Annotated in this window: 13 protein-coding genes and 1 pseudogene; 13 read left to right on the top strand and 1 reads right to left on the bottom strand. The window is 69.7% G+C overall.

The window, feature by feature from the left end:
- The 11 genes and pseudogenes from BV453_RS00650 to BV453_RS00600 all read left to right on the top strand — a co-directional run.
- Positions 1-366, top strand: a pseudogene (locus BV453_RS00650) (cell division protein); the annotation flags it as partial.
- Positions 367-375: 9 nt separating this feature from the next.
- On the top strand, positions 376-948 hold the full coding sequence (lspA, locus tag BV453_RS00645) for a signal peptidase II (RefSeq protein ID WP_283398736.1): 573 nt from the start codon (positions 376-378) through the stop codon (positions 946-948).
- A 2-nt stretch (positions 949-950) separates the two neighbouring features.
- Entirely contained in the window at positions 951-1,871 is a 921-nt protein-coding gene (locus tag BV453_RS00640) for an RluA family pseudouridine synthase (RefSeq protein ID WP_025105078.1), read from the top strand.
- Positions 1,872-1,927: 56 nt separating this feature from the next.
- Positions 1,928-2,509: a GNAT family N-acetyltransferase gene (locus tag BV453_RS00635; protein WP_249520599.1), complete on the top strand. Its 582-nt coding sequence runs from the start codon at positions 1,928-1,930 to the stop codon at positions 2,507-2,509.
- Positions 2,510-2,540: 31 nt separating this feature from the next.
- Complete coding sequence (locus BV453_RS00630) at positions 2,541-3,143, top strand: RNA polymerase sigma factor (protein ID WP_025105076.1); 603 nt, start codon at positions 2,541-2,543, stop codon at positions 3,141-3,143.
- Positions 3,118-4,182, top strand: coding sequence for a hypothetical protein (locus BV453_RS00625; protein ID WP_249520598.1), 1,065 nt, complete (start codon positions 3,118-3,120; stop codon positions 4,180-4,182). The genes BV453_RS00630 and BV453_RS00625 overlap by 26 nt, the downstream gene beginning before the upstream one ends.
- Before the next feature lie 38 nt (positions 4,183-4,220).
- Positions 4,221-7,739, top strand: coding sequence for a DNA polymerase III subunit alpha (gene dnaE, locus BV453_RS00620; protein WP_249520597.1), 3,519 nt, complete (start codon positions 4,221-4,223; stop codon positions 7,737-7,739).
- Between the two features lie 67 nt (positions 7,740-7,806).
- Positions 7,807-9,069 (top strand): hypothetical protein, encoded by a 1,263-nt coding sequence (locus BV453_RS00615; protein WP_249520596.1) that lies wholly within the window; start codon positions 7,807-7,809, stop codon positions 9,067-9,069.
- Position 9,070: 1 nt separating this feature from the next.
- Positions 9,071-10,375 (top strand): histidinol dehydrogenase, encoded by a 1,305-nt coding sequence (hisD, locus tag BV453_RS00610; RefSeq protein WP_249520595.1) that lies wholly within the window; start codon positions 9,071-9,073, stop codon positions 10,373-10,375.
- A 10-nt stretch (positions 10,376-10,385) separates the two neighbouring features.
- Positions 10,386-10,856, top strand: a complete 471-nt coding sequence (gene nrdR, locus BV453_RS00605; protein ID WP_025105071.1) for a transcriptional regulator NrdR — start codon at positions 10,386-10,388, stop codon at positions 10,854-10,856.
- Positions 10,857-10,866: 10 nt separating this feature from the next.
- On the top strand, positions 10,867-11,904 hold the full coding sequence (locus BV453_RS00600) for a quinone-dependent dihydroorotate dehydrogenase (protein ID WP_062766860.1): 1,038 nt from the start codon (positions 10,867-10,869) through the stop codon (positions 11,902-11,904).
- Here BV453_RS00600 and BV453_RS00595 read toward each other — a convergent pair.
- On the bottom strand, positions 11,879-12,451 hold the full coding sequence (locus tag BV453_RS00595; protein WP_060921218.1) for a DUF3043 domain-containing protein: 573 nt from the start codon (positions 12,449-12,451) through the stop codon (positions 11,879-11,881). The two genes, BV453_RS00600 and BV453_RS00595, sit on opposite strands and share 26 nt — an antisense overlap.
- 45 nt (positions 12,452-12,496) lie before the next feature.
- On the opposite strand from BV453_RS00595, the gene BV453_RS00590 reads away from it, so the two are divergent.
- Positions 12,497-13,900: a dipeptidase gene (locus tag BV453_RS00590; RefSeq protein ID WP_249520594.1), complete on the top strand. Its 1,404-nt coding sequence runs from the start codon at positions 12,497-12,499 to the stop codon at positions 13,898-13,900.
- Between the two features lie 67 nt (positions 13,901-13,967).
- Positions 13,968-14,330, top strand: a complete 363-nt coding sequence (erpA, locus tag BV453_RS00585; RefSeq protein WP_025105067.1) for an iron-sulfur cluster insertion protein ErpA — start codon at positions 13,968-13,970, stop codon at positions 14,328-14,330.
- The last annotated feature ends 50 nt before the right edge of the window (positions 14,331-14,380 follow it).

The following is a 14,380-nucleotide window of genomic DNA, read 5'->3' as shown; positions in this document are numbered from 1 at the left end:
GCCGAGGCCCCCGCCGCCGACGCCGCACCGACCGGCTCCGCCACCGCCACCGCCGGCATCATCGAGCTCGCGCAGCGTCTGCACGACGAGCACGTGGCCGAGGGTGAGGCCAAGCGCAACCAGCTCATCTCCGAGGCCGAGGCCGAGGTCGCCCGTATCCGCACCGAGGCCGAGGCGAAGCAGCGCGAGGAGACCGCACGTCTCGAGCGCGAGCGCAACACGCTGGAGGCCCGCATCACCGAGCTGCGCAACTTCGAGCGCGACTACCGCTCGCAGCTCCGCGGCTACATCGAGGGTCAGCTCCGCGAGCTCGACGAGAAGTCGGGCTCCACGGACTCGACGCCGGTCTCCGCGATCGGCCTGTAAGGCGCCCTCTTGTCAGGACGTCGTCCCCTTCGTCGGTCGGCGGCCGGCGCGATCGTTGCGATTCTCGCAGCGGTCGTGCTGGCCGCCGATCAGTTTGTGAAGTACCTCACCATCGAGAACCTGCCGCTGCACGAGGCGGTCCCGGTTCTCGGAGAGTTCCTGCAGCTCTACTACGTGCGCAATCCCGGCGCGGCGTTCTCGCTCGGCTCTGGCGTGACGTGGATCTTCACCATCGCCCTCGCGGTCGTCGCGGGCGTCATCGTCTGGAAGGCGTTTGGCCTGCGGTCGCGTCTCTGGGCGGTCGTCCTCGGCTGCCTTCTCGGGGGCGTGCTGGGGAATCTGTCGGACCGTCTGTTCCGTGAGCCCGGGTTCCCCGTGGGCCACGTCGTGGACATGATCTCCATGCCGTGGATGATGCCGGCGATCTTCAACGTCGCCGACATCTTCATCGTCACCGGGATGATCTCGGTCGCCCTGCTGGTGGTGTTCGGCCTCCGGTTCGACGGCACGCGGGAGAAGGACCACGCCCCGGTCGAGACCGACGAGGACGCCGAGGCCGCGGCCGCGTCCGAGGGGCGCTGAGCGTGGAGTCCCGCTCGTTGCCCGTCCCGGACGGGCTCGACGGCACGCGGGTCGACGCCGCCCTCGCCAAGCTCCTCGGGTTCTCGAGGACCTTCGCGGCGGAGGTGGCCGCGTCCGGCGGCGTCCGCCTGGACGGCGTCACCCTCGACAAGTCCGACCGCCTGCGGGGCGGTGCCTGGCTCGACGTCGAGTGGGAGCCGAAGGAGGGGCCGAAGATCGTGCCCATCGCAGTGCCTGAGCTGGGCATCGTCTACGACGACGACGACATCGTCGTCGTCGACAAGCCGACCGGCGTCGCCGCGCACCCCTCGCTCGGGTGGGAGGGGCCCACGGTCGTCGGTGCTCTCGCCGCCGCGGGGTTCCGCGTCGCCACCAGCGGTGCACCGGAGCGTCAAGGCGTCGTGCACCGGCTGGATGTGGGGACGAGCGGACTCATGGTCGTCGCCAAGAGCGAGGCCGCCTACACCGCTCTCAAGCGGGCGTTCAAGGAGCGCACGGTCGAGAAGATCTACCACGCGGTGGTGCAGGGGCATCCGGACCCGCTCGTGGGCACGATCGATGCGCCGATCGGTCGGCACCCGAACCACTCCTGGAAGTTCGCCGTCGTCCCGGACGGCAAGCCCTCCGTGACGCACTACGAGACGCTCGAGGCCTTTCCCGGTGCCTCCCTGCTCGAGATCCACCTGGAGACGGGCCGTACGCATCAGATCCGCGTGCACATGGCGGCACACCGGCACCCGTGCGTCGGGGACCCGCTCTACGGCGCCGACCCGACGCTCTCGGCCCGCCTCGGACTCACGCGTCAGTGGCTGCATGCGCATCAGCTGGCCTTCGCCCACCCGACGACGGGGGAGTGGGTGCAGTTCGCCTCGCCCTATCCGGAGGACTTCCAGCACGCGCTGGACGTGCTGCGCGGGGAATAGTCCATCCGCCGGGGCGTCAGCGCGCCGGTGTCCGTGGTCTCCGCCACACTGACCGCATGAGCATCGTGGTGCGCCCGGCGTCGGTCTTCGACGACGTCGCCGTGGTCGTGGGACCGAAGAAACCGACGTCGAACGTCTGCTTCTGCCTGAGCTATCGGATCGGCAACAAGGAGAACGTCTCCCTTCGCGGTCCCGCACGGGCCGAGCGGGTGCGTGAGCTCTGCCACCAGGATCCTCCTCCCGGCGTGCTCGCCTACCTCGACGACGAGCCGGTCGGCTGGGCGGCGTTGCACCCTCGACGCGACACGAGCTTCGCGCGCAATCGCCTCATCCCGCATGTCGACGACCTCGACGTGTGGTCGCTGTGGTGTTTCCGGGTCCGCCCTGGGCACCGCAAGCAGGGGGTCTCCCACGCTCTCATCGAAGGCGCGGTCGCCTATGCCCGGGAACGCGGCGCGCCCGCGATCGAGGGCTATCCGGTCGACAACGCCGGGGCGAAGGTGAATCTCACGATGGCGTATGTCGGGACCCGGCGGCTCTTCGAGAACGCGGGGTTCGAGAAGGCGGCGGACACGGGTTCGGTCCTCGACGGCTTCCCTCGCGTGCTCATGCGGCTGGACCTCCGCGAGAAAGCGTGAACCGGATTCCGCTTCCCGGGCAATACAGAGTGTGAACACAGACAGCGAGGTCATCGCCCGGTCGCTCGACGAGCCTCGGGCGTTCTCCGCCATCTTCGAGCGGCACGTGCGCCCGGTCGGCGGGTACATCCGGCGGCGGGTCGGCGAGGATGCGGTCGACGACGTGCTCAGCGAGACGTTCCTGGTCGCGTTCCGCCGTCGGGCGTCTTTCGATCTCGATGTCGTGTCGGCCCTCCCGTGGCTCCTCGGTATCGCCACGCGGATGGTCAAGCGGCATCGTGCCGCCGAAGTGCGGCAGTGGCGGGCTTTCGAGGCCACGTCCGCCGCGGCCGGACCCGGGGAGCACCCGTACGCGGCCTCGGATGCGCGGCTGGACGCCGACGCGGCCCTGCGAGCGCTCGCACCCCGCATCGCCGGTCTTCCCGCCCGAGACCGCGATGTGCTTCTCCTGCATGCGTGGGGCGACCTCACATACGAGCAGATCGCCGAGGCCCTCGGCATCCCGGTCGGGACGGTGCGGTCGCGGCTCCACCGGGTGCGAAGACGCCTCGCCCCGCCGGGTTCGCGCGGGCAGACCCGACTGACATGGATGGCGAAGGAGGAGAGCGATGCTGCTTATGGAACGAGTGCGTGACCTCGGTGCGGATCAGGCGGAACCGTCGGAGGAGAGCGTCCGTCGTGCCCGCGCCGCTCTGGCGACCGCGGTGTCCGCCGCACATGCTCCGCGGGGCGGGCGACGACGGGCGCGGGTGTGGACCGGCCTCGGCATCGGGGGGCTGACGACCGGAGCCGCGGTGGTGGCGCTGGGCGCCGGAGGCCTCCTGTTCCCGGTGATGCCCGATGCCGCCGCTGCGGCGGTGCTCGAGCAGGCGGCGAGCGTCACCGTCGACGCCCAGGACCTCGCCCCGGGCGCGGGACAGTACATCCGGATCGAGACCGTCGACGAGTTCGTCCAGTTCTGGGATGGAGACGCCGCCGACGACGGCGACGACGACACCTTCGCCTTCAACGCCTCCCGCGACACGGGGGACGCCGCCGTCCTGGTCAGGGACACGCGGGTGCTGTACGTCCCTGCCGACCGCTCGGCGGACTGGTTCTACGACTGGGGGAACGCCGAAGTCGTACGGTCGTTCGGCGCGCAGGGCACGCGCGCCGCACAGGAGTGGCCCTCGTCCCCCGGAGCGGCGATCCGCGAGCGCGGCACTGTGCAGGTCCTCCCGGGCGGCGCCTGGCCGGTCGGCGACGGCGATCCGGCACCCGTCCCGCACCTGGCGGACGGCTATCGCCGGTACTACGAGGAGATGCCGCGGGAACCGTCGGCGTTGCGGGACTGGCTGCGTGCCCGCTCGGGCCTGACCGGTGCGGAGGGTGATCGGTGGGTGGTGGCGAGCCTCTCCGACCCGTCCGCGATCAACCTCATGCCGGCCGAGCTGAGAGCGGCCTTCTTCCGTGCGATCGCCTTGATCCCGGGCTTCGAGCTGGTCGACGAGGGTGACGGCACGGCCACGCTGCGCTATGCGGTTCCCGGCCACCGGACGACGACCATCGTCGTCGACACGGATCACGGACTCGTGGACTCGATCGCGGAGGGCTACGGGTCAGGAGGGGTCATCGGCGACACGCCGGAGTCGACGACGAGCGTCGTCACCGAGGTGGTGGACGAGGTGCCGTGAGGCCGGCCGATGTCGATGGCCGAACGTAGACTCGAAGCATGGCATCCGACTCCTTCGTCCACCTGCACGTGCACAGCGAGTACTCGATGCTCGACGGGGCTGCGAAGATCAACGCGATGACGCAGGCGGCCGCCGATTACGGCATGCCGGCGATCGCGGTGACGGACCACGGGAACACCTTCGCGGCGTTCGAGTTCTACAACGCCGCGCGCAACGCCGGCATCAAGCCCATCGTGGGTCTCGAGGCGTACGTCACCCCGGGCACACACCGCAGCGACAAGACCCGCGTGCAGTGGGGCTCGGCGGACCAGCGCAGCGACGACGTGTCGGGTTCGGGCGCGTACACCCACATGACCATGTGGAGCCAGAGCACGGAGGGCATGCACAACCTCTTCCGGCTGAGCTCGCTGTCGAGCATGGAGGGGTACTACTTCAAGCCGCGTATGGACCGCGAGCTGCTCCAGACGTACGGCAAGGGGCTCATCGCCACGACGGGGTGCCCGTCCGGAGAGGTGCAGACGCGGCTGCGGCTCGGCCAGTACGACGCCGCCCGCGCGGCCGCAGCGGAGTTCCAGGACATCTTCGGCAAGGAGAACTACTTCGCCGAGATCATGGACCACGGCCTGTCGATCGAGCGCCGCGTCATGACGGATCTGCTGCGTCTCGCGAAAGACCTCGGCATCCCGCTCGTGGCGACCAACGACTCGCACTACACTCACCAGCACGAGGCCGACGCCCACGCTGCCCTGCTGTGCGTGCAGTCCGGCTCCACGCTCGACGACCCGAACCGCTTCAAGTTCGACGGCGACGGGTACTACATCAAGACCGCGGCCGAGATGCGGCAGCTCTTCCGGGACCACCCGGAGGCCTGCGACAACACGCTCCTGATCGCCGAGCGCTGCGAGGTGGAGTTCAACACCTCGGCGAACTACATGCCGAGGTTCCCGGTCCCCGAGGGTGAGACCGAGGACAGCTGGCTCATCAAGGAGGTCGAGAAGGGCCTCCACTACCGGTACCCGAACGGCATCCCGGACAAGGTGCGCAAGCAGGCCGAGTACGAGACCGGCATCATCCTCCAGATGGGCTTCCCCGGGTACTTCCTCGTCGTCGCCGACTTCATCAACTGGGCCAAGGACAACGGCATCCGGGTCGGTCCTGGGCGTGGCTCCGGTGCGGGTTCGATGGTCGCCTATGCGATGAAGATCACCGACCTCGACCCTCTCGAGCACGGTCTGATCTTCGAGCGGTTCCTCAACCCGGACCGCGTGTCGATGCCCGACTTCGACGTCGACTTCGACGACCGCCGCCGCGGCGAGGTCATCGAGTACGTGACCAGGAAGTACGGGTCCGAGCGGGTCGCACAGATCGTCACGTACGGCACGATCAAGTCGAAGCAGGCCCTCAAGGACGCCGGGCGTGTCCTCGGCTTCCCGTTCAGCATGGGGGAGCGGCTCACCAAGGCGATGCCCCCGGCCGTCATGGGGAAGGACATGCCCCTCGACGGCATGTTCGACTCCGCGCACCCGCGCTACAAGGAGGCGAGCGAGTTCCGGGCTCTCATCGAGACCGACCCCGAGTCGAAGACGGTCTTCGACCGCGCGCTCGGCCTCGAAGGGCTGAAGCGGCAGTGGGGCGTGCACGCCGCCGGCGTCATCATGTCGTCCGAGCCCCTGCTCGACATCATCCCGATCATGCGTCGCGAGCAGGACGGTCAGATCGTCACGCAGTTCGACTATCCGTCGTGCGAGTCCCTCGGTCTGATCAAGATGGACTTCCTGGGCCTCCGGAACCTCACGATCATCTCGGACGCGCTCGACAACATCCGCATGAACCGGGGCGAGGAGCTCGATCTCGAGCACCTCGGTCTCGACGACCCCGCCGTCTACGAACTGCTGGCCCGCGGCGACACGCTCGGCGTCTTCCAGCTCGACAGTCCGCCGCTGCGCTCGCTCATGCGGCTCATGAAGCCCGACAACTTCGGTGACATCTCGGCCCTCATCGCGCTGTACCGTCCCGGGCCGATGGGAGCGAACTCCCACACCAACTACGCGCTGCGCAAGAACGGGCAGCAGGAGATCACCCCGATCCACCCCGAGCTGGCGGAGCCGCTCGCCGAGATCCTGGAGGAGTCCTACGGGCTCATCATCTACCAGGAGCAGGTCATGGCGATCGCGCAGAAGGTGGCCGGGTTCAGCCTCGGTCAGGCCGACATCCTGCGCCGAGCGATGGGAAAGAAGAAGAAGTCCGAGCTGGACAAGCAGTACGCCGGTTTCGCGGCGGGCATGACCGAGCGCGGCTTCGGGGAGGGAGCGGTCAAGGCCCTCTGGGACATCCTCCTGCCGTTCTCGGACTACGCCTTCAACAAAGCGCACTCCGCTGCCTACGGGCTCGTGTCGTACTGGACCGCCTACCTCAAGGCGCACTACCCGGCCGAGTACATGGCCGCCCTCCTCACGAGCGTCGGCGACTCGAAGGACAAGATGGCGCTCTACCTGAACGAGTGTCGCCGGATGGGGATCAAGGTGCTCCCGCCGGACGTCTCGGAGTCGATCAACTTCTTCGCGGCCGTCGGCGACGACATCCGCTTCGGTCTCGGGGCGGTCAGAAACGTCGGCACGAATGTCGTCGACGGCATCGTGCAGTCGCGCAAGGATGAGCGGTTCACCTCTTTCCATCACTTCCTCGACACGGTGCCGCTGCACGTCGCCAACAAGCGCACGGTGGAGTCGCTCATCAAGGCCGGCGCCTTCGACTCGATGGGGGACACCCGTCGGGCGCTCCTCGAGATCCACGAAGACGCCGTGGAGGCGGCTGTCGACAGGAAGCGCAACGAGGCGCAGGGCGCCATCGGCTTCGACTTCGACAGTCTCTATGACGGCATGGAGGAGGCGGCACCCGCGAAGGTCCCTCCGCGTCCGGAGTGGATCAAGAAGGACAAGCTCGCCTTCGAGCGCGAGATGCTCGGCCTCTACGTCTCCGATCACCCGCTCGCGGGTCTCGAGGTGCCGCTGGCCAAGCACGCCTCGATCTCGATCCACGACCTCAACAACTCCGAGGACCTGCAGGACGGCGATCAGGTCACCGTGGCGGGCCTCGTCACGAGCGTGCAGCACCGAGTGGCGAAGGCGAGCGGCAACCCCTACGGCATGATCACCGTGGAGGACTTCAACGGCGAGGTCACCGTGATGTTCATGGGAAAGACCTACCTCGAGTTCCAGCACACGCTGCAGCAGGATGCGATCCTCGCCGTGCGTGGGCGCGTCTCCCGCCGCGACGACGGCCTGAACCTGCATGCCCAGTCCGCCTTCGCCCCCGACGTCGGCTCCTTCGATGCGGCAGGGCCCCTGTCGCTCGTCCTCGCCGAGCAGCGCGCGACGGAACGGGTCATGACCGAGCTGGCCGAGGTGCTCCGACGGCACAGCGGCGACACCGAGGTGCTGCTCCGCGTGCACCGCGGAGGCACCGCGAAGGTGTTCGAGGTGCCCATGCCCGTGAAGGTGTCGGCCGACCTCTTCGGCGACCTCAAGTCGCTGCTCGGACCAACCTGTCTGGGGTGAGCGGGTAGGATCGGGAGCCGTCGAGAGCACCGGAAAGTCGTGGTGCGCCGATGAGGAAAGGACGACTATGAGCACGGATCTTCCCGAGCCGGATGCCGAGGCGGTGTTCAGCGACGAGGACGGCGTCCTCTACGACGACGAGGTCACGCCGGAGTACGGCATCCTCGGATTCACGCTGCGCGAGCTGCTGATCGTCGGAGTCTGGCTGGTCTCCTTCCTCGTGTCCTTCTTCCCGCTCAGCGGCGGGATCTCGCTCTGGGGCATCGGCATCCAGTGGATCCTGCCGATCGGCGTGCCGACGGTCGCCGTGTTCCTCCTCGTCCTCCGGCGGTTCTCGCCCGACGGCATCCGCCGCGTGGGGTCGCTCGGCATCGATCAGTTCGCCTCCGTGGCCTTCTCGGTCTCGGCGTGCGTGTGGGCCGGCAACCTGTGGCTCGCCCTGTCGGCCGTCATCTCCACCGGCAACTGGGGTCTGCCCTGGAACGCCGTCATGCAGGTCATCACCTCGACCGCGCTCGTCGTGCTCACCGTCTTCGCCCCGCTCATCCCGGGCCTCAAGGAGGACTTCCAGGGGCGGCTCGTCACTCTCGCGCACCGCAACGCGAACCCGGTCCGCCCCGTGATCGCTCGTCCGCGTCCCGAGACGACCACGGACACCACCGCCGCCGCGGAGGCCGACGCGTCGCCGTCCGTGACCACCGCGGCTCCGGCGGAGGATGAGACCGCCGTGATCGCGACTCCCGACAGCGCATCGTCGACAGCGGATGTCGCCCCCGCGGAGGCCCGCACCGCTGATGCGGCCTCCGATGAGGGCTCCGATGACGCCGCCGACGGCGGGATCGCGGACGACGCGGGTCGGGTCCCGCTCACCGCGCACGCCTCCGGAGGGGGGACCGGAACTGTTCCCGTCTCCTCAGAGCCGGAGTACGCCCCGCCGTACTCGCGCCGCTCCCGTGGCGAGCAGCCCGAGATCGTGTCGGACACCGGCAGCATCGAGTCCCTCCTCGGAGCCAAGGCGCTCACCGAGGAAGAGCTCGCCGCATACCGGGAACCGGAGGCGGACGACGCGACGGCCGTGCACCCGGTCGTCGGCGACAGCCGTGAGGACGGGTACGCCGCGCCGCGCGAGAACGCGGACGTGGCGCAGCCCTTCTGGATCCTCGCGCCGACGGAGCGCGACGTGCACGATGAGCGCGGCGAGCCGATCTTCCGTATCGGTCCGACGGCCTGGGCCCTCGTGATCGAAGATCGGGGCGGCGCGTTCGTGGTCCGTCATGACGACGGCCGCATCGGCTACCTCCACGACATCGCCGGCATCACGAAGGGCTGACATGCGCACGATCGATCTGCGGGGGCGCGAGCTCTCGCCCGCCGACATGCTCGCGGCCGTCCCGCGCGCGACTCAGGCGCGGGCCGAGGCTCTGGACACCGCCGCGCGTCTCGTCGACGATGTCCGGGAGCGCGGCGAGGAGGCCCTGCGCGAGCAGGCGGAGCGCTTCGACCGCGTCACCGGCCACGCGGTGCGGGTGCCCGCGTCCCACCTCCAGGAAGCTCTGGAGGGACTGGCTCCCACAGTGCGCGCGGCCCTGGAGGAGGCGATCCGACGCGTGCGATCGGCGTCGGCCGCGCAGGTGCCGGCCCTGCAGGTCACGCGTTTCGGCGACGGCGCGACCATCACGCAGCGCTGGCAGCCGGTCTCCCGCGTCGGGGTCTACATCCCCGGCGGCAAGGCCGTCTACCCGTCGAGCGTCGTCATGAACGTCGTGCCCGCGCAGGTCGCCGGGGTGCAGCAGATCGCCCTCGCCTCGCCACCGCAGGCGGATGAGGACGGCCGCGTGCACCCGACCATCCTGGCTGCGGCCGCGCTGCTCGGGGTCGCCGAGGTCTACGCCATGGGCGGAGCCGGAGCCATCGGAGCCCTCGCCCACGGCGTCGGGAGCCTGGGACTCGATCCCGTCGACGTCGTGTCCGGACCGGGCAACAACTACGTCGCCTCCGCGAAGCGCGTCGTCGCGGGCGTGGTCGGCACCGACTCCGAAGCCGGGGCCACCGAAATCCTCGTCGTCGCGGACGCCACGTCCGACCCGCGGCTCATCGCCGCCGACCTCGTGAGCCAGGCCGAGCACGACGAGCAGGCCTCTGCCGTCCTCGTCACGGACTCCGTGGAGATCGCAGAGCAGGTCAGGGGAGAGGTCGAACGGCAGGCGGGGCGCACGCGGCACAGCGAGCGCGTCGCGGCCGCACTGTCCGGACCGCAGTCGGCGATCGTTCTCGTGGACGATCGGGCGATGGCTGTCGCGTTCAGCAACGCCTACGCCCCGGAGCACCTGGAACTGCACCTCGCGGATGCGGAGGAGGCGGCAGCCGCCTTCACGAGCGCCGGTGCCGTCTTCGTCGGCGATCAGACCCCGGTCAGCCTCGGCGACTACATGGCCGGGAGCAACCACGTCCTGCCCACCGGAGGGCAGGCGCGCTACGCCCCTGGCCTGGGCGCCTACACGTTCCTCCGCCCGCAGCAGGTCGTCTCGTACGACCGTGCCGCTCTGGCCGCGGTCCGGGAGGGCGTGGTCGCATTGGCCGACACCGAGGTGCTCCCCGCCCACGGCGAGGCGATCGAGGCCCGTTTCACCGCGTAGGATCTGTCAGATGCACTGCCCCTTCTGCCGTCACCCCGATTCGCGCGTCATCGACTCGCGCACCAGCGACGACGGTCTGTCCATCCGTCGGCGTCGTCAGTGTCCGGAATGCGGCGGACGGTTCTCCACGACGGAGACCGCGAGCCTGAACGTCATCAAGCGCTCGGGCGTCATGGAGCCCTTCAGCAGGGAGAAAGTCATCTCCGGCGTGCGGAAGGCGTGCCAGGGGCGGCCTGTGACGGAGGCGGACCTGGCGATCCTCGCTCAGCGCGTGGAGGAGGCGGTCCGGCAGACGGGGGTCTCCCAGCTCGACACGAACGAGATCGGCCTCGCCATCCTCGGCCCGCTGCGTGAGCTCGACGAGGTCGCCTTCCTCCGCTTCGCGAGCGTCTACCAGGCGTTCGACTCGCTCGAGGACTTCGAGTCCGCGATCAGCGACCTCCGGGCCGACCACGCGAAGGCGGAGGCGGCGGACCGGTAATCTGGCAGGGATGTATCCGCTGCTCTTCCGCGCCGTCCTCTCGCGCTTCGACCCCGAGTTCGCCCACCACGCCGGCATGGCGGTGATCCGCGTCCTCGGTGTGCCGCCGTTCTCGTGGGCCACCCGTGCGATGACCCGGCCGGACCCCTCGCTGCGGGTCGAGGCCCTCGGGCTCACGTTCCCGTCCCCGTTCGGCGTCGCCGCCGGGTTCGACAAGAACGCCGTCGGGGTCCGCGGACTCGCGGCGCTCGGCTTCGGCCACGTCGAGGTCGGCACGATCACGGCAGTCCCGCAGGAGGGCAACCCGAAGCCGCGCCTGTTCCGGCTGGTCGAGGACCGGGCGGTCATCAACCGCATGGGCTTCAACAACCGGGGCGCGGATGCCGCAGCCCGCCGCCTCGCCCGGCTCCGCCGCGGCGCGCCGGACACGGTGATCGGCGTGAACATCGGCAAGAGCCGCGTGGTGGACGTCGAGGACGCGGTCGCCGACTACGTCGCCTCCGCCACGAGACTCGCTCCGCTCGCCGACTATCTCGCGGTCAACGTCTCGTCGCCGAACACCCCCGGGCTGCGGGGCCTGCAGGCGGTCGAGACCCTGGCGCCGCTGCTGCGCGCTGTCCGTGACGCGGCCGGGTCCACCCCGCTGCTCGTGAAGATCGCCCCCGATCTGCCGGACGACGAGATCACCGCGATCGCGCGGCTCGCCGTCGACGAAGGGCTCGCGGGCATCATCGCCCACAACACGACGATCAGCCGTGACGGCCTGCGGACCGATGCGGCCGTCGTCGAAGCGGCGGGTGCCGGGGGGCTCTCCGGGGCTCCGCTCAAGCAGCGGTCGCTGGAGGTGCTCCGGGTCGTCCGTGCGGCGGTGCCGGAGGACTTCTGCGTGATCGCGGTGGGCGGTGTGGAGACGGCCGCCGATGTGCAGGAGCGTCTGGATGCCGGGGCGACCCTGGTCCAGGGCTACACGGCGTTCCTCTACCGCGGCCCGTTCTGGGGCCGCGAGATCAACCGCGGACTGGTCAGTCGGGGTACTGCCCGCGCTTGACCTGCGGCTTGGGCAGGCGCATGAAGCGCATCTGCAGAGCCCGCATGCCGGCGTACCAGCCGAGACCCTTCTCGACGCGGTCCTTGCCGAACTTCGCGGCCGCCTTGCGCTTGACCCGCATGCCGAGGAGGATCATGCCGCCGATCGCGATCACGAGGTACGCCATCATGAACAGGTACGCGTAGAACGAGATCATCATGTTCGTCGGCAGCAGCGAGGCCAGGATGACGAGGACCATGACGCCCATGACGAACTCGGCGGGGTGCCAGCCGGCATCGACGTAGTCGCGCACCCACCGACGCTGCGGGCCCTTGTCGCGCGCGGGGAGGTACTTCTCCTCACCGGCGGCCATGCCGGCCTGTGCCTTCGCGCGGCGCTCGTTGAGCTCGGCGCGGGCCGCGGCCTTGGCCTCCTTCGTGTTCGCCACGAGGGGGCGGCGGCGGGCGGCCTCCTGCTCGGCGCGGGTCGGCGTCGCGCGTCCCTTGCCGACGGCAGGCGTCTGGGGGGCGTCGTCGTTCGTCGAAGGGGAGGCGGGGGTAGTGGCCACGAGGTTCCTCGGTTCGCTGGGGTGGGTCGCCTTAAGATTACTCGCATGACCTCACCTGCACTTCCCAGCGAGTCCGACGCCGCCGTCCTCGAAGCAGTCGCCACCGGTATCCCGTCCGCGCTGTCGGACCTCGGGAACCTCGTGCGCATTCCCGGCATGGCTTGGCCGGCCTTCGACCAGACGCAGCTCGAGCGCAGCGCCGACGCCGTCGCCACGCTCGCGCGCGGCACCGGTGTCTTCGACGAGGTGAGGGTGCTCCGTGCCGACATCCCCGGCACCGACGAGCAGGGCCAGCCCGCCGTCCTCGCGACGCGCGCGGCGCGGAACGGGAAGCCGACGATCCTCCTCTACGCCCACCACGACGTGCAGCCTCCGGGGGAGGACGCCCTGTGGGAGACGCCGCCGTTCGAGCCGACGGTGCGTGACGGCCGCCTGTACGGACGCGGCGCCGCGGACGACAAGGCCGGCATCATGGCCCACATCGGCGCGATCCGCGCGGTCGCCGACGTGCTCGGCGACGACCTCGACGTCGGGATCGCGATGTTCGTCGAGGGGGAGGAGGAGTACGGTTCGCGGTCCTTCGCGCAATTCCTCTCCGACAACAAGGACGCCCTCCGCGCCGATGCGATCGTCGTCGCGGACTCGGGCAACTGGGATTCCGTCACGCCGGGCCTGACCGTCTCCCTCCGCGGCAACGCACGCTTCACCCTGAAGGTGCGCACGCTCGACCACGCGTCCCACTCTGGAATGTTCGGTGGCGCGGTGCCCGACGCGATGATGGCGACCGTGCGTCTCCTCGCCACCCTGTGGAACGAGGACGGCTCCGTCGCGGTCGAGGGCATGACCGCTCGGGACGCCGAGACACCCGAGTACACCGAGGAGACGCTGCGCGACGAGGCCGGGCTCCTCCCGGGGACGACGCCCATCGGCGACGGCACGATCCTCAGCCGCATCTGGAACAAGCCCTCCGTCACCGTGATCGGCATCGATGCGACGAGCGTCGCGGCGGCGTCGAACACGCTGCTCCCGGAGGTGACCGTGGTCATCAGCGCACGTGTCGCCCCCGGACAGTCCGGCCAGGAGGCCTACGAGGCTCTCGAGCGGCACCTCCGTGCCCACGCCCCGTTCGGCGCCGAGCTGACCTTCTCGGACGTCGACCTCGGCAACCCCTTCCTCGTGGACACGAGCGGGTGGGCGGTCACCCTCACCCGCGACGCGATGCGCGACGGGTACGGGGTCGCTTCGGTGGACCTGGGCGTCGGCGGGTCGATCCCGTTCATCGCCGACCTCGTGCGCGAGTTCCCGGAGGCGCAGATCCTCGTGACGGGCGTGGAGGATCCGCACTCCCGCGCGCACAGCCCGAACGAGTCTCTGCATCTCGACACCTTCCGGCATGCCGTGGCGACCGAGGCCCTGCTCCTCGCCCGCATGAACGCGCGGGAGATCTGAGCCTTCCGTCCGCACCGGCGGTAGAATCGTCGAAGAGCACGTACCCGGCCCCGTCACGAGGAGCGACATGAGCGACACCACCCTGTCCGCAGAGACCACCCGCGCACACGGCGTCAAGCTGACGGACGCCGCCGCCACGAAGGTGAAGAACCTTCTCGAGCAGGAGGGCCGCGACGACCTCCGTCTGCGTGTCGCCGTGCAGCCCGGCGGCTGCTCGGGCCTGATCTACCAGCTCTACTTCGACGAGCGCTACCTCGAAGGCGACGAGACCGTCGACTTCGACGGTGTCGAGGTCATCGTCGACAACATGAGTGTTCCCTACCTCGACGGCGCCTCGATCGACTTCAAGGACACCATCTCGGAGCAGGGCTTCACCATCGACAACCCGAACGCGGCGGGCAGCTGCGCCTGCGGCGACAGCTTCCACTGACACGTTCTTCCCGCGAACGGCCGCCGTCACGTCCCGTGACGGCGGCCGTT

This window comes from Microbacterium sp. ER1 (assembly GCF_023383675.1).
Lineage (GTDB): Bacteria > Actinomycetota > Actinomycetes > Actinomycetales > Microbacteriaceae > Microbacterium.
The sequence above is the reverse complement of the archived record's forward strand: the minus strand, read 5'-3'. Positions and strand labels throughout refer to the sequence as shown.

Coding starts and splice junctions, on each gene's coding strand:
- BV453_RS00635 (WP_249520599.1), top strand. CDS start 1,928: ATGAGCATCGTGGTGCGCCCGGCGTCGGTCTTCGACGACGTCGCCGTG.
- BV453_RS00625 (WP_249520598.1), top strand. CDS start 3,118: ATGCTGCTTATGGAACGAGTGCGTGACCTCGGTGCGGATCAGGCGGAA.
- dnaE (WP_249520597.1), top strand. CDS start 4,221: ATGGCATCCGACTCCTTCGTCCACCTGCACGTGCACAGCGAGTACTCG.
- BV453_RS00615 (WP_249520596.1), top strand. CDS start 7,807: ATGAGCACGGATCTTCCCGAGCCGGATGCCGAGGCGGTGTTCAGCGAC.
- hisD (WP_249520595.1), top strand. CDS start 9,071: ATGCGCACGATCGATCTGCGGGGGCGCGAGCTCTCGCCCGCCGACATG.
- nrdR (WP_025105071.1), top strand. CDS start 10,386: ATGCACTGCCCCTTCTGCCGTCACCCCGATTCGCGCGTCATCGACTCG.
- BV453_RS00600 (WP_062766860.1), top strand. CDS start 10,867: ATGTATCCGCTGCTCTTCCGCGCCGTCCTCTCGCGCTTCGACCCCGAG.
- BV453_RS00590 (WP_249520594.1), top strand. CDS start 12,497: ATGACCTCACCTGCACTTCCCAGCGAGTCCGACGCCGCCGTCCTCGAA.
- erpA (WP_025105067.1), top strand. CDS start 13,968: ATGAGCGACACCACCCTGTCCGCAGAGACCACCCGCGCACACGGCGTC.